General features: G+C 71.9%; 21 protein-coding genes. 17 read left to right on the forward strand and 4 right to left on the reverse strand.

The genetic code is table 11. The features are described 5' to 3' along the window. Window positions 1-139 precede the first annotated feature (139 nt). The 8 genes from ACF1G2_RS28600 to ACF1G2_RS28635 all read left to right on the forward strand — a co-directional run bounded on the left by ACF1G2_RS28600 (window position 140) and on the right by ACF1G2_RS28635 (window position 8,441). Entirely contained in the window at window positions 140-1,231 is a 1,092-nt protein-coding gene (locus ACF1G2_RS28600; RefSeq protein WP_391801084.1) for a GNAT family N-acetyltransferase, read from the forward strand. A 21-nt stretch (window positions 1,232-1,252) separates the two neighbouring features. After that, window positions 1,253-2,497 carry a glycosyltransferase gene (locus ACF1G2_RS28605; protein WP_391801050.1) on the forward strand — a complete coding sequence of 415 codons (1,245 nt, stop codon included), beginning with the start codon at window positions 1,253-1,255 and terminating at the stop codon, window positions 2,495-2,497. Next, window positions 2,494-3,300 (forward strand): polysaccharide deacetylase family protein, encoded by an 807-nt coding sequence (locus tag ACF1G2_RS28610; protein WP_391801051.1) that lies wholly within the window; start codon window positions 2,494-2,496, stop codon window positions 3,298-3,300. The genes ACF1G2_RS28605 and ACF1G2_RS28610 overlap by 4 nt, the downstream gene beginning before the upstream one ends. A gap of 118 nt (window positions 3,301-3,418) precedes the next feature. Further along, window positions 3,419-5,416 (forward strand): hypothetical protein, encoded by a 1,998-nt coding sequence (locus ACF1G2_RS28615; RefSeq protein ID WP_391801052.1) that lies wholly within the window; start codon window positions 3,419-3,421, stop codon window positions 5,414-5,416. A 56-nt stretch (window positions 5,417-5,472) separates the two neighbouring features. Then, window positions 5,473-5,901, forward strand: a complete 429-nt coding sequence (locus tag ACF1G2_RS28620) for a hypothetical protein (protein WP_391801053.1) — start codon at window positions 5,473-5,475, stop codon at window positions 5,899-5,901. Then, window positions 5,898-6,968, forward strand: a complete 1,071-nt coding sequence (locus ACF1G2_RS28625) for a glycoside hydrolase family 26 protein (RefSeq protein ID WP_391801054.1) — start codon at window positions 5,898-5,900, stop codon at window positions 6,966-6,968. Before ACF1G2_RS28620 ends, ACF1G2_RS28625 begins: the two co-directional genes overlap by 4 nt. Before the next feature lie 47 nt (window positions 6,969-7,015). Then, window positions 7,016-8,197 (forward strand): C2 family cysteine protease, encoded by a 1,182-nt coding sequence (locus ACF1G2_RS28630; RefSeq protein WP_391801055.1) that lies wholly within the window; start codon window positions 7,016-7,018, stop codon window positions 8,195-8,197. Further along, window positions 8,181-8,441, forward strand: a complete 261-nt coding sequence (locus ACF1G2_RS28635; protein WP_391801056.1) for a DUF6406 domain-containing protein — start codon at window positions 8,181-8,183, stop codon at window positions 8,439-8,441. Before ACF1G2_RS28630 ends, ACF1G2_RS28635 begins: the two co-directional genes overlap by 17 nt. A gap of 3 nt (window positions 8,442-8,444) precedes the next feature. Here ACF1G2_RS28635 and ACF1G2_RS28640 read toward each other — a convergent pair whose 3' ends face one another. From ACF1G2_RS28640 to ACF1G2_RS28650, 3 genes are all read right to left on the reverse strand, one after another. Continuing rightward, window positions 8,445-10,553: a lipopolysaccharide biosynthesis protein gene (locus ACF1G2_RS28640; protein ID WP_391801057.1), complete on the reverse strand. Its 2,109-nt coding sequence runs from the start codon at window positions 10,551-10,553 to the stop codon at window positions 8,445-8,447. Next, the gene (locus ACF1G2_RS28645) at window positions 10,546-11,751 is read right to left on the reverse strand and encodes a DegT/DnrJ/EryC1/StrS family aminotransferase (protein ID WP_391801058.1); all 1,206 of its coding nucleotides are present in this window, start codon (window positions 11,749-11,751) and stop codon (window positions 10,546-10,548) included. Before ACF1G2_RS28645 ends, ACF1G2_RS28640 begins: the two co-directional genes overlap by 8 nt. Before the next feature lie 176 nt (window positions 11,752-11,927). Beyond that, window positions 11,928-12,839: an RNA polymerase sigma factor SigF gene (locus tag ACF1G2_RS28650; protein WP_391801059.1), complete on the reverse strand. Its 912-nt coding sequence runs from the start codon at window positions 12,837-12,839 to the stop codon at window positions 11,928-11,930. 209 nt (window positions 12,840-13,048) lie between these two features. Between ACF1G2_RS28650 and ACF1G2_RS28655 the strand changes: the two genes are divergently transcribed. The 7 genes from ACF1G2_RS28655 to ACF1G2_RS28685 all read left to right on the forward strand — a co-directional run bounded on the left by ACF1G2_RS28655 (window position 13,049) and on the right by ACF1G2_RS28685 (window position 18,613). Then, on the forward strand, window positions 13,049-13,417 hold the full coding sequence (locus ACF1G2_RS28655) for an STAS domain-containing protein (RefSeq protein WP_391801060.1): 369 nt from the start codon (window positions 13,049-13,051) through the stop codon (window positions 13,415-13,417). Between the two features lie 98 nt (window positions 13,418-13,515). After that, complete coding sequence (locus tag ACF1G2_RS28660; RefSeq protein WP_391801061.1) at window positions 13,516-13,989, forward strand: ATP-binding protein; 474 nt, start codon at window positions 13,516-13,518, stop codon at window positions 13,987-13,989. A gap of 134 nt (window positions 13,990-14,123) precedes the next feature. Then, entirely contained in the window at window positions 14,124-14,813 is a 690-nt protein-coding gene (locus ACF1G2_RS28665; protein WP_391801062.1) for a peptidase, read from the forward strand. Continuing rightward, window positions 14,813-15,673: a hypothetical protein gene (locus tag ACF1G2_RS28670; protein ID WP_391801063.1), complete on the forward strand. Its 861-nt coding sequence runs from the start codon at window positions 14,813-14,815 to the stop codon at window positions 15,671-15,673. The genes ACF1G2_RS28665 and ACF1G2_RS28670 overlap by 1 nt, the downstream gene beginning before the upstream one ends. Next, window positions 15,670-16,761 carry a hypothetical protein gene (locus ACF1G2_RS28675; RefSeq protein WP_391801064.1) on the forward strand — a complete coding sequence of 364 codons (1,092 nt, stop codon included), beginning with the start codon at window positions 15,670-15,672 and terminating at the stop codon, window positions 16,759-16,761. The genes ACF1G2_RS28670 and ACF1G2_RS28675 overlap by 4 nt, the downstream gene beginning before the upstream one ends. Before the next feature lie 14 nt (window positions 16,762-16,775). After that, the gene (locus tag ACF1G2_RS28680) at window positions 16,776-18,062 is read left to right on the forward strand and encodes a hypothetical protein (RefSeq protein ID WP_391801065.1); all 1,287 of its coding nucleotides are present in this window, start codon (window positions 16,776-16,778) and stop codon (window positions 18,060-18,062) included. A gap of 200 nt (window positions 18,063-18,262) precedes the next feature. Then, a complete protein-coding gene (locus ACF1G2_RS28685; RefSeq protein ID WP_391801066.1) occupies window positions 18,263-18,613 on the forward strand; it encodes a hypothetical protein in 351 nt (116 codons plus the stop codon). An 88-nt stretch (window positions 18,614-18,701) separates the two neighbouring features. Here ACF1G2_RS28685 and ACF1G2_RS28690 read toward each other — a convergent pair whose 3' ends face one another. After that, window positions 18,702-20,207, reverse strand: coding sequence for a peptide MFS transporter (locus ACF1G2_RS28690; RefSeq protein WP_391801067.1), 1,506 nt, complete (start codon window positions 20,205-20,207; stop codon window positions 18,702-18,704). Window positions 20,208-20,633: 426 nt separating this feature from the next. On the opposite strand from ACF1G2_RS28690, the gene ACF1G2_RS28695 reads away from it, so the two are divergent. Both ACF1G2_RS28695 and ACF1G2_RS28700 read left to right on the forward strand, forming a co-directional pair. After that, window positions 20,634-21,311 carry a response regulator transcription factor gene (locus ACF1G2_RS28695; RefSeq protein WP_376446148.1) on the forward strand — a complete coding sequence of 226 codons (678 nt, stop codon included), beginning with the start codon at window positions 20,634-20,636 and terminating at the stop codon, window positions 21,309-21,311. 117 nt (window positions 21,312-21,428) lie between these two features. Beyond that, window positions 21,429-22,700, forward strand: a complete 1,272-nt coding sequence (locus ACF1G2_RS28700) for an ATP-binding protein (protein ID WP_391801068.1) — start codon at window positions 21,429-21,431, stop codon at window positions 22,698-22,700. Window positions 22,701-22,727: the final 27 nt, after the last annotated feature.

Raw genomic sequence — 22,727 nt, forward strand, 5'->3', positions numbered from 1 at the left:
CCGAGTGCCCTGTCCCGGAGGGTTTTCGACCGGTACCGTCCTGTAGCGGCAGGACTCAGGGGGGAAGACCGGGGGGTCGGAGTTGAGCGCTGTCCGTCATCAGGCTGTCCGCGAACAGGACGGCAGCCGCAGGCAGTTCGTGCAGATCGTGCAGCCGGGGGAGCTGACCGACCGCGAGGACGAGGCGTGGCGGGAGTTACGGGGGAAGTCCGGGGCGCCCGAGAACCCTTTCATGGGGCCCGAGTTCACGCGGGCCGTCGCCGAGGTGCGGCCCCGCGTGCGGGTGGCCGTCTGGTGGGAGGACGGGGAGCCCGTCGGGTTCTTCCCGTACGAGAAGAGGTCGTTCGGGCGCGGGCGGGCCGTCGGGCTCGGGGTCTCCGACTGCCAGGGCGCCGTCACCCGCCCCGGTCTCGCGCCCTCGCCCCGCGCGCTGCTGCGCGTCTGCGGCCTCTCTGCCTGGGAGTTCGACAACCTGGAAGCCGGGCAGGCCGCCTTCCTGGGCGAGACCGCCGAGTCGTTCGGCTCGCCCGTCATCGACGTCGGCGAGGGCTACGTCGCGTACGAGGACGTCCTGCGCGCCCAGTCGCCCAAGTTCCTCAGGACCACGCTCGCCAAGGAGCGCCGCCTCGGCCGCCAGGTCGGCCCCACGCGGTTCGTCTTCGACGAGCGTGATCCGGCCGCCCTGCGCACCCTCATGGCGTGGAAGTCCGCCCAGTACCGCAGGACCGGCCGGCGCGACCGCTTCGCCAAGGAGTGGATCAACACCCTCGTGCGACACCTGCACGAGCTGCGCGCACCCGGCTGCTCCGGCGTCCTGTCCGTGCTCTACGCCGGCGACCGGCCCGTCGCCGCCCACTTCGGGCTGCGCTCCCGCACGGTCCTCTCCTGCTGGTTCCCCTCCTACGACCCCGAGTTCGCGAAGTACTCGCCCGGCCTCGTCCTCCATCTGCGGATGGCCGAGGCCGCCGCCGCGGCCGGGATCGGGATGCTCGACCTCGGGCGCGGCGACGCCGAGTACAAGGACGCGCTGAAGACCGGCGAACTCACCGTGTACGAAGGGTCGGTGACCCGGCCGGGGTTACGCGCCGGGCTGTACCGGCTCTCCCGCGAGCCCTCCCGCCGCGCCCACGGCTTCGTACGCAACCGGCCGGCGCTCGCCGCGCGCGGACGCCGCACCCTCAACCGGATCGCCCGCCTCCGCGGCAGCGGCAGCGGCACCGGCCGGGCCTGAGCCGACAACGGGGACACGCACATGCGACCACCACACGCCCTCTCCGTCGCCGACCTCGACCTCGGCTCACCCGACGGACCTGTCCTCTCCCTCCGCCCCGCCCCCGGCGGCCCGCCGCCCGGGCCCGGAGACCTCTACGCGCTCGTCCGGCTCCGGGGCAGGCCCGCCGCCACCGTGCTCGGGCACGTACCGGACGGGGCGGACCCGGCGGACACACTCGCCGCCCTCGCCCGCACGCGTCTTGAAGAGGCCCGGCGCGAGCACCCCGAGCCCCGCCTCGTCCCGCCCCGCGCGAGCGTCGTCGTCGCCACCCGTGAGCGCGCCGACCAGCTCGCCCGCGCCCTGGACTCGCTCCTCGACCAGGACCATCCCGACTACGAGATCGTCGTCGTCGACAACGCGCCCGCCACGCGCGCCACCGAAGAGCTGGTCAGAGGCGCGTACGGCGACCGCGTCAGGTACGTCCGCGAGGACACCCCCGGGCTCGCCGTCGCCCACAACACCGGCCTCGCGCACACCCGCGCGGACGTCGTCGCCTTCACCGACGACGACGTCGTGGCCGACCCGCACTGGCTGACCGCCCTCACCGCGCCCTTCGCCGCCGACCCGCGGCTCGGCTGCGTCACCGGCCTCATCCTGCCCGCCCGGTTGCGGACCCCCGCCCAGATCCTGCTGGAATCCCACGGCGGCTTCGCCAAGGGCTTCGCGCCCCGGCTGTACGACCCGGTGCGGCCGCCCGCCGACGAACCGCTCTTCCCGTTCACCGCGGGCAGCTTCGGCTCCGGGGCCAACATGGCGTTCCGGACCCGGGCCCTGGAGGCCGCGGGCGGCTTCGATCCGGCCACCGGCACCGGGACGACGGCCCGGGGCGGGGACGACCTGTACGCCTTCGTCGCCGTCCTCTCCGCCGGCTTCCGGCTCCGCTACACCGCCGACGCCCTCGTCTGGCACCACCACCGCGAGAGCTGGCAGGACGTGCGGAACCAGGCGTTCGGGTACGGCGCCGGTCTCACCGCGTACCTCACCGCCACCCTCGTCCGGCGCCCCGCCCTGCTGCCCGCGCTCCTCGCCCGGCTGCCCCGCGGGCTCGCCCACGCCAGGAACATGACCGCCAGCCGCCACGCCGAGGGCGGCGGGGTTCCCGGCGAGCACGGCACCCACACCCATCCCTGGCCTCGCAGCCTCTCCCGACTGGAGCGACGCGGCATGCTCTACGGACCGCTCGGTTACGCCAAGGCCCGCCTGCGGATGCGGGGTTCGAGATGAGCGCACCCGCCCACACCCGCATACCGGTCCTCCTCTACCACGCCGTGATGGAGGATCCGCCTGCCTGGATCGCCGAATTCACCGTCACGCCGCAGGAGTTCGAGGCGCAGCTCGACGCGATCGTCGACAGCGGGCGGACACCCGTCACCATCGGTGTCCTCGCCGACCACTTCACCCGGCGCGCCCCTTTACCGCCCCGGCCGGTCGTCCTCACCTTCGACGACGGGTTCGCCGACCTGCCCGGTCCGACGGCCGAGGCGCTCGCCGCCCGCGAGCTCCCCGCCACCGCGTATCTGACGACCGGCGCGATCACTCCGGGGCAGGTCTGTCTGCTGCCGCCCGCGCCGATGATGACGCTGGACCAGGCGCCTCTCCTGGAGCAGTACGGGATGGAGGTCGGGGCGCACACCGCCACCCACCCCCAGCTCGACACACTGCCGCCGAAGGAGCTCAGGCGTGAGCTGCGCGAGCCGAAAGCCGCCCTGGAGGACGTCCTCGGACGCGAGGTCCGGCACCTGGCCTACCCGCACGGCTACAACAGTCCGGCCGTACGCCGGGCCGCCGCCACCGCCGGGTACTCCTCGGCCGTCGCCGTCCGGCACGCGCTCAGCTCCGAGACCGACCAGCGGTACCGGATCGCCCGGCTCATCGTGCGCCGCGGGCACACCGTCGCCGACGTGGAGCACTGGATGGACGGCCGGGGCGCCAAGGCGGCGCCGTACCCGGACTCGCTGCCGACGGTGGGCTGGCGGATGTACCGCAGGGCCCGGGCACTGGTCACAGGGCCGGAGTTCGCGGGCTGACGGCGGGCTGACGGCCGGTGGGAGGCGGTTCGGGAGGCGGTTCGGGAGGCGGTCGAGGCGACCGCCGGGGCCCGATGGGCGTGACCTGATGGCGAAGTGTTCGAAGGGGAGTTCCACCGTGCAGCAGCGTGTGCCCGCACCGGCCACCGGAGGCGACGTGCCGCTTCCCCCAGCCCGGCGGCCGGAGGCGGAACCGGATGCGGAACCGCGTACGGAACCGCGTACGGAAGCGCAGGAGGACGCGGCCCGGGAGGACGCCGCGGACACGTCCGCGCGGAGCCGCAGACCTCGCCTCGGCCCCCGTCTGCGCCCCCGCCTCCGCCGTCCAGGCCCGCAGACCGTCTTCAGCGCGCTGCCGCTGCTCGTGGCCGCCGCCCTCTGGGTGTACGCGCTCCCGCGGATCGGCTTCCGCGCCATCGGCGACTACGGCCTCCTCGACCGCTTCCCGCTCGCGTTCTACGCCTCCCTCGCCGTCCTGACCTGCGGGTTCCTGGTCACTCTGCGGCGGGCCGGTACGGCCCCGTGGTGGCCGGCGGCGTACAGCGTCGCGATGCTCGTGGCGCTCAAGGCGCCGCCCGCGATCCTCTACGACTCCGTGCGCTACGCCTGGGCCTCCAAGCACGACGCGGTGATCAGCCGGCTTCTCGCCGAGGGCACGGTGTACCCGCAGCGCGAGCTGTCCGGCGGGATGTCCGCGTACGACCAGTGGCCCGGGTTCTTCTCGCTCGACGCGGCGCTCGTCCGCGCCTTCGGCGTGGACTCGGCGGCCTCGTTCGTCAACTGGGCGCCGATCGCCCTGGGCGTCCTCACGCTCCCCGTCCTGCTGCTGATCTACCGCACCTTCAGCGACGACTGGCGGCTCGTGTGGACCGGGGTGTGGATCTTCCAGCTGGCGAACTGGGTCGGCCAGGACTACCTGTCGCCGCAGGGCTTCTCGTACCTCCTCTATCTGACCGTCCTCGCCGTCGTTGTCCGGCACTTCGTCCGGCCCGGGTCGGCGGGACGGCTCCGCGACCGTACGCTCCTCGACCCGGCGGCGGCCGCCGTGCCGCCGCCCACGACGCCGAAGCAGCGCGCGATCTGCGTACTGATCACCGCCCCGCTGATCGCGACCGTCAACGCCTCGCACCAGCTCACACCGGTGATGCTCTGCGCGACGCTCTTCGCGCTCTGCCTCACCCGCCGCTACCGCAATGTCGGGCTTCTCGCCGTCACCGGGCTGATCATGCTGGCCTGGGACCTCACCATGGGCCGGGTCCTCTTCCTGGAGACGATGAGCACCCTGAAGGACTCGGCGGGCGACCTGCTCTCCAACTCCCGCGCCGGGTACGCCGGCGAGCCCACCGGGCCGGGTCCCGAACTGGTCGGCGCCGCCAACATCCTGATGGTGCTCGCGCTCGCCGTGCTCGCCGGCACGGCCGTCCTGCTGCGGCGCCGGCTCGTCCGCAGCGCGCTGCCGCTGCTGCTCGCCGCCGCAGCGCCGGTGCCCATGTTCGCCGTCAACGACTACGGCGGCGAAATGCTCTTCCGCGTCTATCTGTTCGGGCTGCCCGGCACCGCGTTCTTCGCCGCCGCCGCGCTCGTCCCGGCGGCGGGCGCGGCCGGCCGGGCGGCCAGGGTGGCCCGGCGCACGGCCGCGGTCGCGCTGCCGCTCGCCGTCACCGCCCTGCTGGCCGGCTTCCTGCCCTCGTACTACGGCAAGGAGGGCATGCACTACGCCCCGCCGGCCGAACTCGCCCTCACCGAGCGGGCCTACGACCGGGCCGGGGACGGCGCGCTGATCCTCGCCACGACGGGCTCGTTCCCGGGCGCGTACCACCGCTACGACCACTACGAGCGCTGGTTCTTCACGGAGCAGGAAGTCCCCGAGAACCTGAAGATGCTGAAGGATCCGGCGGGCTATCTCGCCCGGGGGATCCCGGAGGGCCGTCCGGCCTTCGTCGTCCTCACCCCGACGCAGGAGAAGGCGGTCATCGGCGAGGGCTATCTGCCGCCCGGCAGCTTCCGGACCCTGAGCGAGGACCTGAAGCGCTCGCCGCTCTTCCGTGTGGTGGAGGAGAGCGAGCACGGGCTGGTCCTGGAGTACCGCGGCGCACGGCCGGCACCGACGCCCTGACGGCCCCACCACCCCACCACCGCTCCACCCGACCGATCCACGGGAGTACGCACGCCATGGCACCCGCACACCTCCGGCTCAGAATCGGCCTCGCGGCGTCCGGCTGGCTCGCGCTCGGCGCCACCGCGCTGCCGGGCGGCTCCCCGCTGCGCTGGATCCCCGTCCTCGCCTTCGTCGCCCTCGCGCCCGGCCTCGCGCTGCTCCACCCGCAGCCGACCGGGCTGCGCCCCGGAGCCCGCCTGGAGGCGCTCGCGCTCGCGGCCCCCGTGAGCCTGTCGCTCGCGACACTCACGGCGACCTGCCTGTTCCTCCTGGAGGGCTTCTCCACGACCGCGTTCCTGGTCTCGCTCGCCGTCTTCGTCACGGTCGTCGCCGCGCTGCCCGGCGTCCCGCTGCCCGCCGCCACCCGTGGCGCCGTCGAGCGCGAGAGCACGGGCGTGCGCGTCCGCTTCCGCGCCAAACGGAAGCCCGGTGGCGGGCGATGAACCGACGCCATGCCACGCGGCCGCCGCGCCGGGCCCCCATGATGGCGGTCGCGCTCGCCGCCGTGGGCGCGCTCGCCGCGGCGATAGGACTCTGGAACACCCAGAACTCCGACGACCGCTGCGCGCCCGACCGCAAGCTCGTCCTGCCGTGCGACGGCGCGTGGTGGGGCGCGTACATCCCGTACGACGAGGACAGCTCCCTCACCAGGCCGGTGTACGCGTTCGAGCGGAAGATCGGCCGCAAGCTGGACCTGATCTATACGTACCACGACATGTCGGGGAACAAGACGGACGGCGAACTCCTCACCCCCGACGAGGTGGAACTCGGCGAGGACCGGCTGTTGATGCTGGCCTGGGAGTCCACGGTCTGGAAGGAGAAGCACCACGCGGGCTGGAGCGAGACCCAGCTCGGCTGGAAGAACGTGGCGTCGGGAAAGTACGACAGCTCGGTCATCGACCCGCAGGCCCGCCGCCTCAAGGCGTACGGCAAGCGGGTCTTCTTCTCCTTCGACCAGGAGACGGACATGCGCATCAAGGAGGGCGCGGGCACCCCCGAGGAGTACGTCGCCGCCTACCGCCACCTGCGCGAGCGCTTCGAGCGCCTGGGCGTCCGCAACGTCGTCTGGGTATGGACGGTCTCCGGCTACCTCGGCAACGCGGACACGATGAGGGCGCTGTACCCGGGGGACGCGTACGTCGACTGGATCGGCATGGACCAGTACAACTACTACCAGTGCCACAAGTCGCCCGCCTGGCTGGACTTCGAGTCCAGCCAGCGCCCGACGTACGACTGGCTGCGCATGAACATCTCCGCGAACAAGCCGATCATGCTCGCGGAATTCGCCACCGCCCCGGACCAGGACCGCCCGGACCGCCAACGCGACTGGTACACCGCCATCCCGAAGATCGCCCCCACCCTCCCCAGGGCCAAGGCCTACGTCCACTGGAACCGCGCGGTCCCAGGCGGCCGGTCCTGCGACCTGACGGTCGACTCGGGCCCGGCCCTGGAGGGTTACAGGACCGCGGGCAAGGCCGACTACTTCCGCCAGGGCGTCCCGCGCCGTTGAGGCCGCTACGATCTTGGTCTGGTGACCGAGGGGGACGGTACGGGGATATGGGCGAGCTGCACACGGCGGACGGTGGCGCGGAGGCGAATCCGCTGCCTGCCGATGCGATCGAGAACCGCATGGAACACGCGGAACCCGAGGAGCCGGGGGAGCTGGATTCGCCGGGGGACCCGGATGACCGGGAGGTGCCCGAGGAGCCCGAAGCGCCGGAGGAGCCCGAGGACGATCCGGACGCGGCCGACGACGGCCCGGAGCCCGAACGTGCCTTCCTGGGCGACGTCTTCTCGAAGCTGCGCGACACCCTCGCGGGCCCACGCGAGCCTGCGGAGGGCCCCGTCGACCGGTACGCCACCGTGGACCGACCGGACTTCAACGCGAAGGAGATACCGGACATGGGTGTGGCCATCTACGGGTACGGCACTCCTCTGGAGCGCCAGGACGGACAGCGCACCCCGTTGTTCGACGGTCCGCCCAGGCGTGACCAGACCATGCAGGGAGGGATCGGGGACTGCGGGGTGATCGCCACGATGGGGGCCGTTGCCGAGCATTACCCGGAGGCGATCTCGGAGCGCGTCAAGGAGAACGAGGACGGTTCGTACGAGGTGACTCTCGACCAGGTGAAGAGGTCCTCCGGCGGCGGCGACCTGGACCGCTACGAACCGACCGGTGCCGTGACCGTTCTGTCCGTCACACCCGACCTGGTGGTGATGTGGGACCGTCCCGACAGACCCGCCTACGCGCAGGTGGAAGGGGGCGCCGCGTGGCCTGCGGTCCTGGAGAAGGCCTTTGCGGGGGTCGATCAGACCTGGGACGAAGACCGTACCGGACAGCTGTCCGGCTACGAGCGGCTCAACCTCGGCACGAAGGTGAATCACCGCGCCGAGATGTTGGCTCAGCTCACGGGAAGACCGGCATACACCGATGACATCCCCACGCAGTACGACATGGACGGCGTGAGCCCGGACCGCCAGCTGCTCGCCACCTTCCGGGAGAAGCTGCAGGACGGCTGCCCGATCCTCATCGGCACGCGAAGCGCCAAGGACGGTCCACCGCTCGCCCAGGACTTGGTTGCAGGCCATGTCTACGAGGTGACCGAGGTGGACGACCGGGGACGCATCCATATGCGCAATCCGTACAACTCCTTCGACCCGGAGCCGCTGACGGCGGAGGAGTTCAGAAAGAACTGCAGCAAGCAGTACACCACGATGGGAAATGAACGTGATCAGTGACGAGGTCTGGCTTCGGCACGGAGTGCAGGGCTTCTCGGACGGAGCACGGTTCGCCGTGATCCACCTCCACACACCGCCCGGGGAGCCGCTCACCCTCCGACTCGGGCTCGTGGCCGAGAAGGAGCACAGGTACACCCTGCACGTGGGCGACACCTTCCCCGTGCGGGACGAGACCTGGACGTTCGACCGTGTGGACGCCCTGGAGGGTGACGACTGGGTCGTGGTCCTGCGCAAGGTCGCCTGAGCGTCACCCGTCGCCGGCGCGGCGGCGCAGGCCGCGGGTCGCCGCCGCCGTCATCGTGGCCCCGCACATCCCCAGGAGGACCGGCAGCGGTGCCGACGCGAAGGCGTGCTGGGCCGCCCAGCCCGCCCATACCAGGACCCACACCGCGCACGCCGTGATCCGCACGCCCGCGCCGAGGGCGCGCAGCAGGACGGCCGCGAGGGCCAGGCACAGTGCCTGGAGGACGATCGGCAGCGCCGCCAGGGCCTGGCCGGCGGGCACGAGGGCGGTGCCGGGGCCCGCCGCCGGGTCCGGGAGGATGCCGAGCAGCGGCGGCGCGGTGTGCAGGGCCAGGAACGTGGCGAGCAGGACGGTCGCGGCGAGCGCGGCCCGGACCCGGCGCTGCGACAGCACGGCGCCGTGCAGGACGACCAGCAGGATCCCGGCGGCGAGGGTCACCGGAGGCAGCGCGGCGATCAGCTCCGTACCGGACAGCCGGCCCGGGCCGAGGGTCTCCGCGCGGGCGAGCGGGATCCAGAAGAGCCCGGTCGACAGACCGAGGAGCAGCCAGAGCCAGGTCCCCGTACCGTCCTCCCCGGCCCGCGGATCTACGCGCGGCGGCTTCGGCACGTACACCGGCAGGCCCAGCGTGGACGCCTCCCGCGGTGCCCACTCCTGCTCGGCCGCCTGCCGCGCCCAAGTCGTGCCGTACTCGATCTCCTCGCGGCCTCCCCTCAGCGCCGCCCGCAGGCCGGGCGCCGAGGCCGCCGCCATCAGCGTCATCGAGCCGAGCATCGCGAGTCCGGCGCCGGAGATGCCCACGGGCCCGAGGAGCAGCGCCGCGGAGCCGAGGACGAGCAGACACATCGCGCCCTGGAGGACGGCGAGGGCGCCCGTGCGCCCCTGGACGCGCAGCACGCCGATGTACAGCTCGACGGCGACCCGGGGCAGCGCGGCAGCGGCGAGCAGCCGCAGGACCGTCGTGCCGTGGTCGGCGTAGTCCGGGCCGAAGGGGGCGAGGATGTACGGCGCGAAGACCAGCAGGACGAGGACGACGGGGACGAGCAGCACCGCCATGCGCCGCAGCGCCCCGCGTACGCCCTCGGCGAGCGACTCCGGGCTGTGGGAGGCGTGCGCGGTGAGCGAGGAGGCCATGTTGATGGCCATGAACTCCATCGTGCCGCCGACGGTGTACGCGGTGTAGAAGAACGCGTTGTGCGCGGCGTCGAACCGGACGGCGACCATCACCGGCAGCAGATTGATCATGGCGAGGCTGAACAGCGCGCCGACCGAGTCCCCGGCCATGAAGCGGCCGATCTCGCGCATGGCGGGCGGCTCGCGGTCGTGGTCGGCTTGGGCCTGCCGGGGGATGAGGCGGCGGAAGACGAGCCAGCCGAGCGGGACGACGGAGAGGGCGATCGCGGCCGACCAGGACACGAAGACGCCGAGGACGGGCATCGTGGTGGCGAAGGCGGCGAGCAGGAGCAGCTTCCCGATGGAGAAGCCGGCGTTGCCCACGGGCACCCAGAAGGCGCGTCTGAGGCCGGTGAGGACGCCGTCCTGGAGGGTGAGGAGCGCCCAGCCGACGCAGGAGGCGGTGAAGAAGAGCCCGGCGGAGAGCGAGCCGAGCGGTGCGTACGAGGGGCCCCACCAGTCCAGGGTCAGCAGGAAGATCCCGCAGGCCAGGGTGACGACGACGGAGCTGACCAGGTAGATCCGCCCCACCAGGGGGCCCGTGGCGCGGCCGGCCCGGGGGACGTAGCGGACGACCGCGCCGATCATGGTCGTCGCCGTGATGGAGGCGAGCAGGCGCTGCGCGGCGATGGCGGCGGAGCCCTGTCCGACGGCCTCCTCGGAGTAGTACCGGGCGGCGACCAGCCAGAATCCGAGCCCGAGCGCGGCGGAGACGCCGGTGGAGAGCATGAGCGCGTACGCGTTGCGGAACATGGAGTCCCCGCCGGAGCCCGCGACCGCGTGGGCGACGTCGGATCCTCCGGGCCCGGGCCCGGAGTCGGAGTCGGCGCCGCCGTCCCGTACCGGCTCCCTTTCGTCTCCCTGCTGCCCCTGCTGCCCCTCCGGCCCCTGCGCCCCCTCCGGCCCCTCCGGCTTGTGCAGCCGGACGGTCTCAGCCACGGTCGTCGCCGTACCGCACCGGCCGGACGCCCGCCGCACGCAGCGCCTCGATCACCTCGCCGGCCCGCCGTGGGTCCACCGGCAGTGCGTGGCGGGCGAACCAGGACGCCGGTTCGGGGTCGGGGGAGAGGTCGGTGAACAGCTCGCCCGCGTAGGTGTCGAGCGGCGGGTCGTAGAGGTAGCCCGTGACGATCCGCCGGCGGGCGAGCGCGGCGACGGCCGCGGCCCGGTCCTCGACGAGCAGCGGGACCCGGAAGAGCGGTTGGACCTCCCCCGGCAGCGGGGCCCCGGGCTCCGCCGCCCCGCCGGGCGCCCATTCGGTCCGGAGCAGCCGTTCCGTTCCGGCCCGGTGCGCGGCGAGCGTGGTGTCGAGGCGGGCCAGCAGCCGTTCCGTGCGGCGCAGCCGGCCCGGACCCGGTCCGAGGCGGTAGCCGTGCATGTCGACGCGGACCCAGGAGTGGAAGGGCGTGAGCCCCGGCGCGGCGGCGAGGGCCTGTTTCAGCTCCCCGGCCCGCAGCGGCATCCGGATCTCCTCGCGCTCCTGCTGTCCGAGCAGCCGCAGCGTGGCGTGCGCGGCCTTCACCAGGCGAAGTCCCCGGACGGCTGCCTCGGCGTACGGCCGTACGAGATAGGCCAGTTCGGCGCCCGTACGGGTCGGGTGCAGCAACTCGTCCCGTGCGGCCGACAGTTCACTCCGCAGTGCCGGGTCGTCGAAGGCCAGGAAGCCCCCGGTCTTCGCCCCGGTGTGCTTGGAGAGGCTGAAGACGGAGGCCTCGCCCCAGGTGCCGACGGGGCGGCCGCCGACCGTCGACCCGATGGCGTGCGCCGCGTCCTCCAGGAGCGGGATGCCCCGGGCGTCGCAGCGGGCGCGCAGTTCGGGAGCCGGGTCGGGATTCCCGTACAGGTTGGTGGTCAGTACGGCGGAGAGCCCGCTCCAGAGGGACTCGGGCACGGCGGCCGTGTCGATCGAGCCGTCGCGCGGGTCGAGCGGCGCCTGGACCGGGCGGAGCCCGGCGGCGAGGACCACGAAGAAGATCACGTCGTCGTTGACCGGCGACATCAGCACGCGGCCGCCGGGTCTGCACCAGTGGCGCAGCGCGAGATAGAGACCGAAGCGGCACGACGGCACATGGAGGCACTCTCTGCCCCCGAGCCGGCCGCGCATGCGCTCTTCCAGTTCCGCGTACGCAGAAACCATGCGATTCCCCCCTGAACCCCGGCCTCAATGTGTCCCATTCCGGGCGGCCCGTCAATAACGCGGAAGGGCCTGTCCCGAGAGGAACAGGCCCTTTCTGCAAGGCTTTTGGGGGCGCGTGGGGGGAGCGGAGAACCACTCCCCCGGGGGCGGAGAACCACTCGCCCCGGGGCGGAGGATCACTCCTCCAGGGTCAGTCCCTTGCGCAGCCGCCCCAGCGTCCGCGAGAGCAGCCGGGAGACGTGCATCTGGGAGATGCCCAGCTCCTCGCCGATCTCGGACTGCGTCATGCCGGCGACGAAGCGGAGGGAGAGGATGCGCCGGTCCCTGGCCGGCAGCGAGGCGATCATCGGCTTGAGGGACTCGATGTACTCGATGCCCTCGATGCCGTGGTCCTCGTAGCCGATCCGGTCGGCGAGCGCGCCCTCGCTGTCGTCCTCGTCGGGCTGGGCGTCCAGCGAGCTCGCGGTGTACGCGTTGCTGGCTGCCATGCCCTCGACGACCTCGTCGCGGCTGAGGTTCAGCTCCTCGGCGAGTTCGCCGACGGTCGGCGCCCGGTCGAGCCGCTGGGACAGGTCGTCCCCGGCCTTGGCGAGGTCGAGGCGGAGTTCCTGGAGCCTTCGCGGGACGCGCACCGACCAGGAGGTGTCACGGAAGAAGCGCTTGATCTCGCCGACGATCGTCGGCATCGCGAAGGTGGGGAACTCGACGCCCCTGGCCAGGTCGAAGCGGTCGATGGCCTTGATGAGACCGATCGTGCCGACCTGGATGATGTCCTCCATCGGCTCGCTGCGGGAGCGGAACCGGGAGGCGGCGAACTTGACCAGGGCGAGGTTGAGTTCGACCAGGGTGTTGCGCACGTACGCGTACTCGTGGGTGCCCTCTTCGAGGGCGTCGAGCCGGGCGAACAGGGTCTTCGACAGGGCCCGCGCGTCCAGCGCGCCGACCTGGTCGAACGGCCCGATCTCGGCGATCTCGGTGATCTCGGCGATCCCGGGAAGTTCTGCGAGGGTGGGGGGCGGAGTTGCTTCTGCCGACGGCGCGTCGTGGGTCCGCGTGGCGTCGAGCCGGGGTGACATGGTCTCCTCCATCGTTTCTTCCTGCTGCGGTTTGCGGCGCCTCCGAGCCGGCCGTTTCGAATGTCCTCTACTAGCCCTACCCGCTTCACGCACCAGGTTGCAAGTGTCAATTGTCCGTTTTGCAACAGTATGTTGCAGTGTTCGGGTGCAAGCTTCGGCCTTGCGCTTGTATGGTTCAGGCACGTCAACCGGCATCCGCGAGAGCGAGAAGAGGCACGGGCATGGACCGCCAGCACATCGGCAGTACGCAGCCAGGACGGCTGCGGGTCGAGGTCCGCACCGTGGGGGAGACCGAGATCCTCACCCCTACGGGTGAGCTCGATCACCACACGGCGGAAGTGTTGCGTGCGCCACTCGACCGCGCACTGGATGCGGGCAGGTCGCGACTCGTGGTCGACTGCTCACGACTCGAGTTCTGCGACTCCACGGGCCTCAACGTGCTCCTCGGGGCCCGCCTGAAAGCAGACGCCGCAGGGGGAGGCGTCCATCTGACGGGGATGCGGCCGGTGGTGGCCAGGGTCTTCGAGATCACCGGTGCGGACGTCGTCTTCACCGTGCACGAATCGCTCGCGGCGGCACTGCCCGACTGATGCGGCGGGTGTCGTCGGCGTAGGACCGGGCAGAAGAGCCCCGGTTTGGTCCGTTGTCTGGTGAATCTGTCTGGTGAATCGGTGAGGTGAAAGCGCTGATGGACACTGCTGCCGGTGGCAGGGAGGTCGAGGGGTCGGTGGGCCCGGTCTTGGACACCGCCGCCCTGGAGGTACGCACGCTCGCGCTCGGCGCCACCAGCGGCACCGTTCCGCTCGCCCGAGACTTCACCAGGACCGCGCTGTACGACTGGGGCTGGCTGCCGGCCACCTCCGCCGACGCCAGAGCCGCCGCCGAGGACGTCCTGCTCGTCGTCTCCGAGCTGGTGACCAACGCGTGCCTGCACGCCGAGGGGCCCGATACGCTGCGCGTGGTACGCCGGGGCAAGGTGCTGCGCCTGGAGGTCGCCGACCGCGGGGCCGGCCAGCCCGCGCCCCGCACCCCGCACCGCGCCGGGCGGCCGGGCGGGCACGGCATGTTCATCGTGCAGCGCCTCTGTCTCGACTGGGGGATCGACCGCATGACGGGCGCCCCCGGCAAGACGGTCTGGGCCGAACTGGCCGCACCCGCCTAGCGCCTGCATACGGATCAAGCCATCAGGGGAGCACTTCGGTGCTCCCTTTGTCTTCCCTCCTCAACGCCCCAGGCGTACCTTGACGCGCAATCTGATAAGCCGTCAGTAACTTCGCGGTGAGGGGTGCTTGGATCGTGCCGTACCGGAGGAGAGCAGCGTTCACGCTGGCAGCGGCGGTGGCGGGCTCGGCGGTCCTGGCCTCGGCCCCCGCCGCGCAGGCCGCGGTCGTCGACGTGAACTACGCGTGCGAGACGAAGATCGGGCCCAAGGGTGCGGTCTCGCCCGTCGACATCAAGGCCGTCAGGAACGGCTCCTCGTACACGATCACCATGTCCTTCGAGAAGGGCGTCTCGGACAGTCCGATCGAGTTGCCCAAGGGGGTCATGACGCCGCGCGCCGAGCTGAAGCTCGGCGGCGCCGACGAGGGGACGCTCAAGGTCAAGGGGACGCCGAACACGGCGGCCATCCCACCCAACACCCCGATCAAGATCGGGCAGTTGACGGGTACGTACACACCGAAGAAGAGCGGCAAGGTCACCTTCACGGCCGGGCTGCTCACCGTCCACGCGCTCGGCATGGACGCGGCCGTCTGCACCCCGAAGAACAACCCCGCACCGTCGCTCGAACTGGACGTCACGGCGCCCGGAGGATCCTCGGACACCGGATCCGGCTCCGACTCCGGGGGTACGCAGTCCACGAGCGGGGGCGAACTGCCGAAGACCGGCCCGCTCGACTCCGCCACCGCGCTCGGCACCCTCGGCGGCACGGTGCTCCTGACCGGGGCGGCCGGCGTGCTCTGGCTCACGCGGCGCACGGCGCGCTGATGCGTGGGGCGTGGGCCGGGACCCTCACCGCCGTCGCCGCGCTGCTCGGGGCGGTGGCGGCGGCGCCCGTGCCCGCGCCCGCGCCGCCGGAGTGGACGGCACAGGCCGCGGCGGGACGGCCGTACGTCTATCTCGAAGGCGCGGCGGGCAGCGTCCTCCAGGACACGCTCTCCGTGAGCAACCCGGGCGCGGAGCCGCTCACCGTACGGCTCGACGGGCAGGGCGCCCCGCTCGCCTTCGCCGTGCGGACGGTGACCGTCCCGGCGCGGACGCGGGCGGACGTGCCGTTCGCCGTCACCGTCACGGCGGACACCGCCCTCGGCGACCACCGGGGCTCGGTGACGGCGGAGGCGGGCGGACGCGAGGTGCGGGTGCCGGTTCATCTGCGGGTGAACGGGCCGAGCCTCGCGGCGCTGACGGTCGAGGAGGTACGGCTCGACGACTCGGGCACCGTGCACTACACCCTGGTCAACCGGGGCAGCACGGTCCTCGCGCCGCGCCTGTCGCTGCGCGCCGACGGAGCGTTCGGAACGGTGCTCGACCGCCCGGCCCGGCCCCTCGGGCTCACCCTCCGCCCCGGCGAACGGCTCACCCGCACCGAAGCCTGGTCCGACCCGCCCGCCCTCGACTCGGTCACGATCCGCGTCCGCGCGACGGCCCCCGGCGCCCCGGCGGCCGAGGCCCGCGCCGAGCGGGTGTTCGTCTCCGGGGGCGCGCTCGCCGCCGGCGCGGGCGTCCTGATCGCGGCGGCAGCGGCGGCGCTCGCGGCCCGAAGACACCGCGCCCGGGCCGTACCGAAGCCCGGACTCCCGGTGGAAGAAGCCCAGTTGGTGGACGTGACGGCAGGAGCGGACCGATGAGGACGAGCGGAACGGGACGGGCGGCGGCCCGGAGCCTTCGCGCGGTGGCGAGCGTGGGACTGGTCCTCGCCGCCCTCGCGCTCTGCCTCCTGCCGGCCGCCCCCGCCGGGGCGGCCGCTCCCGGGCCGACCGTGGCGCTGTCGCAGACCGAGGGCGGCAAGGGCGGCGAGATCACCGTCAGCGGGGCCGGGTGGAAGCCGGGCGCGCTGCTCATGCTGCTGATCTGCGGTCAGGGCGAGCCGGGCAAGGGCGTCATCGGCGGCACCAACTCCTGCGCCAACACCCTCGGCCGGGCCGCCACCGTCGACGCCAAGGGCGCGTTCAGCCAGAAGATGCCGGTCGCCGAGCCGCCCAGGCCCTGCCCCTGTGTCGTGCACGTCGCCGGCGTCACGGGCCAGCAGGACGTCGTGGACGTGGCGTTCACCGTCGCCGGCCACCCGACCGCCCCGCTGCCCGAGGCCTCGGGCGTCGGCAGGCTGGCCGTGCTCGCCTCCGTACGCCTCGAAGGCGCGAGCGGCGTCCTCGTCTGGTTCGGCGCGCCCGCCCGCCGCGAGGTGGTCTTCACCGTCGGCAACCTCGGCCAGACGCCGGTCAAGGACCCGGTGTTCCAGGTCGGCACGCGGCACGGCGTCTTCTCGCCGCAGTACGAGGAACGGCAGTGGCGCGGCACGATCGAGCCCGGCAAGAAGGCGCAGATCGAGCTGCCCGTCGAGCTGTCGGCGGGCGCGCACGGCGACTACGAGGTGTCGGTGAGATACGCCGGCAAGGTCCTGGTCGACCAGCCGTGGGGGGTCGGCCGCCCCTGGGGCGTGACGCTCTTCTGGCTGCTCCTCGCAGTGGTCCTCCCGGCCGCGCTCTTCCGGGCCGGCATGGCGGTGGTGGACCGGGTCCGCCCGGGCCGCCCGGGCGGCTCCGCCGGGGCCCGCGCGGGACACCGGCGCCGCCGCGCTCTCGTACGTACGCACCAATCCGGCCCTGCCCCCGAGCGGGCCGGAACCACGACGACCGCGGTCCTGCCGTGGTTCACCCCGGACTCCGCACCGTCCGCACCGTCAGAGCACAGCCCGACGACGAAGGGACACCAGTGAGCACGCAACGGAGGATGAGCGCGGCGGGAGTCGCGCTGATGCTCGGCGGCGCGGGGATCATGCTGGCCGCCAGCCCCGCTCAGGCCGCCGAGGTCGCGTACAAGACCGAGTGCATTCCGCCGTCCATCTCCGGCCTCCCACCGGTGCAGGGCACCACGAAGGTGCAGATCACCGCGCCCGCGGAGGCGAAGGTCGGCGACGAGGTGGAGGTCGTCTGGAAGACGGTCGAGGCGGCGTCGAAGAACCCCGACATCCTCGACCTGGAGAAGGACACGGTGAAGCCGACCGGCGTCATCAAGGTCGGCGGCGCGGCGAGCGGCACGCTGAACATGGAGGGACCGCGGCAGAACCCGCCCATCCCGAAGAACAGCCCCATGGTGCTGCCCGAGATGAAGGGGAAGCTGAAGCTGGAGAAGGCGGGCGAGATCACGCTCACGCCGGACAAGTACACGATCAACGTCTCGAAGCCGATGTCGACGGACACGAAGTGTTCGCCGAAGGAGACGGTGGCGGTCGGGGCGAAGATCAAGGTGTCGGCGGGCGGCGGCTCGACGTCGGGCGGTTCGACGACGAGCGGCGGTTCGACCACGAGTGGCGGTTCGACGACGAGCGGCGGTTCGACGGCCTCCGGCGGGAGTACGTCAGGAGGCGGTGGCGGGCAGACCGACTTCACCGGCAAGGAGGTCTCGGTCCAGTTCGCCTGCCAGTCGCCGGGTCCGGCGAACATCACGTCCAAGGTGACGGTCAACGCCAAGAAGAACGGCGGCTCCTACGACCTCACGGTCAAGACCGCCAAGAGCGTCATGGACAGCCCGGCCCCGCTTCCCGCGGGCGCGCTCAAGCCGTCCATGGCGGTCAGGATCGGCGGCGCCGACAGCGGCACGGTCAAGGTCGAGGGTCCGGCGAACTCCGCCCCGCTGGAGCAGGGCAAGCCGGTCGACCTGCCGGACATGAAGGGCACGTACAAGCCCGGTGCGAGCGGCAAGTCCACGCTCAGCCCCGGCACCCTGACCATCAACGTCTCGCTCGGCGGCTCGCCGATCGTGATCCCCTGCCAGGTCAAGGGTTCCGTCCAGGCATCGCTGGAGCTCGACACCACCAAGCAGGACGGCGGCGCGGCGGGCGGCGGTGACGCGGCGGCCGGCGGCGGCTCCGGCGACGGCGGCTCGGGCGGCGGGCTCGCCGAGACGGGCGCCGAGGACGACGGCGCCCTGCGCGCCCTCGCCCTGGTCGCCGGCACGGTGATCCTGCTGGGCGGCGCGGTGTTCACGTTCACCCCGTGGGCCCGCCTGAGGCGCTGACGCGGAGTCGGCGACATCGGACGGCGATGCTCAGATGTTTCTCAGATCCCTCGGTAACGTCTTGTGATGACAGGACGTACGTGATTGGTTTCTGAGCGTTCGCCGAAGTGAAGGCGTGCAACGTACGAACCTGCCTGACCAGCAGGTGAACGCCATGTCGGGCCCCCGTTCGGGGGCCCGACATGCAGAAAGGAACGCACATGCGCTGGGGGAAGAAGTTCGCCGCGGGAGCACTCTCGGTGATGATGGGCGCCGCTGGGGCCGGTCTTGTCACCGCCGCTCCGGCCCAGGCGGCCGCCAAGTACAGCTGCAAGGCGTACGCGAGCATGGACAAGCTGGGCCGCCCCACGGCCTATTCGACCTGCAAGGCCGGTAGCGGCAAGGCGGTCAAGCAGCACCGTGTGGTCATCAAGTGCGACCAGGTCCAGGGGGCCCGTGAGCACGTGATGACGTGGACGCTCTACGGCCCCTGGGTCGGACCGGGGCAGAAGTCGAACGTCCGGTGTGGCACGAAGAACTTCCTGCGCGGTTTCAGCGCGCAGACGAAGTAGCGCGTCGGGGGCGGCTCGTCCCCGACCGAGAAAGGGTCTGGCCCGGCACACGTGAGGTGTGCCGGGCCAGACCCTTGTGCGACGGACGTCAGCGCACGTCGCCCATGAGGGCGCGGATCTTCTTGCCGGCCGTCATGAACGCCAGGCCCGCTGCGACGGCGATGACCGCCCACAGGGAGTAGTACATGGCGTCGCCCAGCGGCTCGTTGAGCTTGGTGGTCCAGCCGTTCAGGGCGTTGCCCGTCGCCGTCGCCAGGAACCACAGACCCATGATCTGGCCCACGAACTGCTTCGGCGCCAGCTTCGTCGACAGCGACAGGCCGACCGGCGAGAGGCACATCTCGCCGATGGTCTGGACGAGGTAGACGCTCAGCAGCCAGAAGACGGTGACCTTGCCGGTGTCGCTGTTGGCCGCGGCGGCACCCGCGAGGCCCATGATGGCGAACGAGCCGCCGATGAGGAGCATCGCGAGGGCGAACTTCATCGGGGCGCTCGGCTCACGGTTGCGCTTGGCGAGCCTGACCCACAGCGCGGCGAAGAGCGGCGCCAGGATGATGACCATCGCCGGGTTCACCGACTGGTACCAGGAGGCCGGGAACTCCCAGCCGCCGATCAGACGGTCGGTCTTGTTGTCCGCGAAGAGCGTGAGCAGCGAGCCCGACTGGTCGTAGATCATCCAGAACAGGACCGCCGTGGCGAAGAACCAGGCGAAGGCCTTGATCTTGGGCTTGTCCGCGGCGCCGAGGGCCGGGTTCCGGTACATCGCGACGAAGTACACGACCGGCACGACGATGCCGAGGACCGCGAGCACGTTCACGATGTGCTCGATGTCGTACGTGCCGAGCACGATGTCCACCAGGAGGGCGCCGACGGCCAGTCCGCCCCACAGCAGGACCTTGCGCAGCGCGCTCCGCTTCTCCTCGGGCGTCGCCGGGGTGCCCGGGTTCTTGCCCACGTCGCCGAGGTGACGGGAGCCGACGATGTACTGCGCGACGGCCAGCGTCATGCCGAGACCGGCGACGGCGAAGCCGAGGTGCCAGTTGACGTTCTCACCCAGGTAGCCGACGACCAGCGGAGCGGCCATGCCGCCGATGTTGATCGCCATGTAGAAGAGCGTGAAGCCGGCGTCGCGGCGGGCGCTCGGCTGGCCCTCGTAGAGGCCGCCGACCATGGCCGAGATGTTTGGCTTCAGCAGACCCGTACCGGCGGCGATGAGCGCGAGGCCCGCGAAGAACGCCGTGTCCGAGGGGATGGCCAGGGTGAAGTGGCCCAGGGCGATGACGATGCCGCCGACGAGGACCGCCTTGCGCGCGCCCCAGAGTCGGTCGGCCACCCAGCCGCCGGGCATCGCGGCCATGTAGACGACCGCGTTGTACACGCCGTAGATGGAGGCGGCCAGCGCCTCACGACCCTCCAGAGGGCCGTCGAGCACACCCGCGACCAGGTAGAGGACGAGGATGCCGCGCATTCCGTACCAGGAGAAGCGCTCCCACATCTCGGTCATGAAGAGAGTGGCCAGGCCGCGGGGGTGGCCGAAGAAGGTCTTCTCGGAACCAGGGGTTCCGGTGGAATCCTTCGTCAGGCTGGACGCCATGTCGATCCTTGCTCTGTCGGGACGCGCGCCTTGTGAGCGTGGTGCGCCCGGTGGGGGAGGCCGGCACCGGCTGGAGTGTTCGTACTCCACCGGGATCCACGCCCCGCGACGCCGTATCGCGCCACGGAACCCGGCCCACAGGTCGTTCACCGTCTCAAGGTTGGCGATGCCGACCTCGTGCAGAAAAGAGACCCTTGGCGCGCTTAGCGAGCCAAAGGTCCCCGATTACCGCTACAGACGTCTCGCCACCATACGACACGACAGTGCCGGATATGGAAGGACTTGAGAGATGGATCACAGGTGGCGAAGGAACCAACGGGCCCTATTCGAAGGTCATGTGCAGATTACTTGCCTTGATCCGCAGGCTGCCCCGGCACCCTGTGGATCATGCCCCTGGGCGTCCACCGTGCGGACTACCATCACTCCATGACCCGTGTACTGCTCGCCGAGGACGACGCATCCATCTCGGAGCCGCTGGCGCGCGCCCTGCGCAGAGAGGGATACGAGGTCGAGGTGCGGGAGGACGGACCGACCGCGCTCGACGCCGGACTCCAGGGCGGCGTCGACCTCGTGGTGCTCGATCTCGGGCTGCCCGGCATGGACGGCCTGGAGGTCGCCCGGCGGCTGCGCGCCGAGGGGCACACGGTTCCGATCCTGGTCCTGACGGCCCGCGCGGACGAGGTCGACACCGTGGTCGGGCTCGACGCGGGCGCCGACGACTACGTGACGAAGCCGTTCCGCCTGGCCGAACTCCTCGCCCGCGTCCGGGCCCTGCTCCGGCGCGGCGCCACGGAGCCTGCGGTCGCTCCGGCGACGCACGGCGTACGGATCGACGTCGAGTCGCACCGCGCCTGGATGGGCGACGAGGAGCTCCAGCTCACGGCGAAGGAGTTCGACCTCCTGCGGGTCCTCGTCCGCGACGCCGGCCGGGTGGTCACCCGCGACCAGCTGATGCGGGAGGTCTGGGACACCACGTGGTGGTCCTCGACGAAGACCCTGGACATGCACATCTCCTGGCTCCGCAAGAAGCTCGGCGACGACGCGGCGAACCCCCGCTACATCGCGACCGTCCGCGGCGTCGGCTTCCGCTTCGAGAAGAGCTAGGGACTCTCCTTCGGATCGGGCCGGGCCCACCCCGCCCGCGACCTGGTCCGGGCGGGGAGGCGCCGCCCGTACGCTCGGGGAAGCTCCTCGTGCTCCGCCCCGCCCCCGGAGGGCCCCGTGCGTCGTCGTCTGATCAACTCCACCCTCGCCGTCGTCCTCGTCGTCATCGGCGTCTTCGGGGTCTCCCTCGTCCTCGTCGAGACGCGCACGATCTCCTCCAGTGCCCAGGAGAGCGTGGACTCCGAGGCCCTCCGGCTCGTCTCCATCGTCGACAGCCGGCTCTTCGGCGGGGAGCCGGTCAACCCCGACATCCTCGCCGAGCAGAGCGGAGCCAAGCGGTACGCGCTGATCGACATCCCCGGCCGCGCCCCCATCGAGATCGGCACGCGCCCCGAGGGCGATGTCATCCGGGGCAGCGCCGAGGGCGAGCGCGGCGAGACCGTGACCGTCGAGGAGTCCCGCTCCACGATCACCAGCGAGGTCGCCCGGACCCTGCTGATCATCGGAGCCGTGGCGCTGCTCGCCGTCGTGGCCGCCGTCCTCCTCGCCGTACGCCAGGCGAACAAGCTCACGTCCCCGCTCACGGACCTCGCCGAGACCGCCGAACGCCTCGGGTCCGGCGATCCGCGCCCGCGCCACAAGCGGTACGGGGTTCCGGAGCTGGACCGGGTCGCCGACGTCCTCGACGCGTCCGCGGAGCGCATCGCCCGGATGCTCACCGCCGAGCGCCGTCTCGCCGCCGACGCCTCGCACCAGCTCCGTACACCGCTGACCGCACTCTCGATGCGCCTGGAGGAGGTCGCCGTCGCCGACGACCTTCCCACGGTCAAGGAGGAGGCGACGATCGCGCTCACGCAGGTCGAGCGGCTCACCGACGTCGTCGAGCGGCTTCTGACGAACTCCCGCGACCCCCGTACCGGCTCCGCGCTCGCCTTCGACCTCGACGAGGTCATCAAGCAGCAGATCGAGGAGTGGCGCCCGGCGTACCGCAGCGCGGGCCGCGCCATCGTCCACTCCGGCAAGCAGGGCATGCGCGCGGTCGGCACTCCGGGCGCAGTGGCCCAGGTCCTCGCCGCGCTGATCGAGAACTCGCTCATGCACGGCGGCGGCACCGTCGCCCTGCGGACCCGCGTCACCGGCAACCAGTCGGTGATCGAGGTCACCGACGAGGGCCCCGGCGTCCCCGCCGATCTCGGCGCGCGGATCTTCGAGCGGGCCGTCAGCGGCCGCAGCTCCACCGGCATCGGTCTGGCAGTCGCCCGGGACCTCGCGGAGGCGGACGGTGGCCGGCTCGAACTGCTCCAGCAGCATCCGCCGGTCTTCGCGCTCTTCCTGAGCCGCGAGGTCAGGAGCCGCGGGGACGAGTCGGGGGAACGCCCCGTCCGGTAGCTGTCGCGGGCGTCAGCGCCCGCGGGG

Origin of the sequence: Streptomyces sp. NPDC013457, assembly GCF_043089925.1 — a bacterium.
Classification (GTDB): Bacteria; Actinomycetota; Actinomycetes; order Streptomycetales; family Streptomycetaceae; genus Streptomyces.

Bases quoted from the DNA above. Each gene is read 5' to 3' on its own strand.
- ACF1G2_RS28660 (WP_391801061.1), top strand. From the start codon at position 13,516: ATGGACACTGCTGCCGGTGGCAGGGAGGTCGAGGGGTCGGTGGGCCCG.
- ACF1G2_RS28655 (WP_391801060.1), top strand. From the start codon at position 13,049: ATGGACCGCCAGCACATCGGCAGTACGCAGCCAGGACGGCTGCGGGTC.
- ACF1G2_RS28635 (WP_391801056.1), top strand. From the start codon at position 8,181: ATGAACGTGATCAGTGACGAGGTCTGGCTTCGGCACGGAGTGCAGGGC.
- ACF1G2_RS28610 (WP_391801051.1), top strand. From the start codon at position 2,494: ATGAGCGCACCCGCCCACACCCGCATACCGGTCCTCCTCTACCACGCC.
- ACF1G2_RS28695 (WP_376446148.1), top strand. From the start codon at position 20,634: ATGACCCGTGTACTGCTCGCCGAGGACGACGCATCCATCTCGGAGCCG.
- ACF1G2_RS28630 (WP_391801055.1), top strand. From the start codon at position 7,016: ATGGGCGAGCTGCACACGGCGGACGGTGGCGCGGAGGCGAATCCGCTG.
- ACF1G2_RS28620 (WP_391801053.1), top strand. From the start codon at position 5,473: ATGGCACCCGCACACCTCCGGCTCAGAATCGGCCTCGCGGCGTCCGGC.
- ACF1G2_RS28690 (WP_391801067.1), bottom strand. From the start codon at position 20,207: ATGGCGTCCAGCCTGACGAAGGATTCCACCGGAACCCCTGGTTCCGAG.
- ACF1G2_RS28675 (WP_391801064.1), top strand. From the start codon at position 15,670: ATGAGGACGAGCGGAACGGGACGGGCGGCGGCCCGGAGCCTTCGCGCG.
- ACF1G2_RS28605 (WP_391801050.1), top strand. From the start codon at position 1,253: ATGCGACCACCACACGCCCTCTCCGTCGCCGACCTCGACCTCGGCTCA.
- ACF1G2_RS28670 (WP_391801063.1), top strand. From the start codon at position 14,813: ATGCGTGGGGCGTGGGCCGGGACCCTCACCGCCGTCGCCGCGCTGCTC.
- ACF1G2_RS28645 (WP_391801058.1), bottom strand. From the start codon at position 11,751: ATGGTTTCTGCGTACGCGGAACTGGAAGAGCGCATGCGCGGCCGGCTC.
- ACF1G2_RS28625 (WP_391801054.1), top strand. From the start codon at position 5,898: ATGAACCGACGCCATGCCACGCGGCCGCCGCGCCGGGCCCCCATGATG.
- ACF1G2_RS28650 (WP_391801059.1), bottom strand. From the start codon at position 12,839: ATGGAGGAGACCATGTCACCCCGGCTCGACGCCACGCGGACCCACGAC.
- ACF1G2_RS28680 (WP_391801065.1), top strand. From the start codon at position 16,776: ATGAGCGCGGCGGGAGTCGCGCTGATGCTCGGCGGCGCGGGGATCATG.
- ACF1G2_RS28685 (WP_391801066.1), top strand. From the start codon at position 18,263: ATGCGCTGGGGGAAGAAGTTCGCCGCGGGAGCACTCTCGGTGATGATG.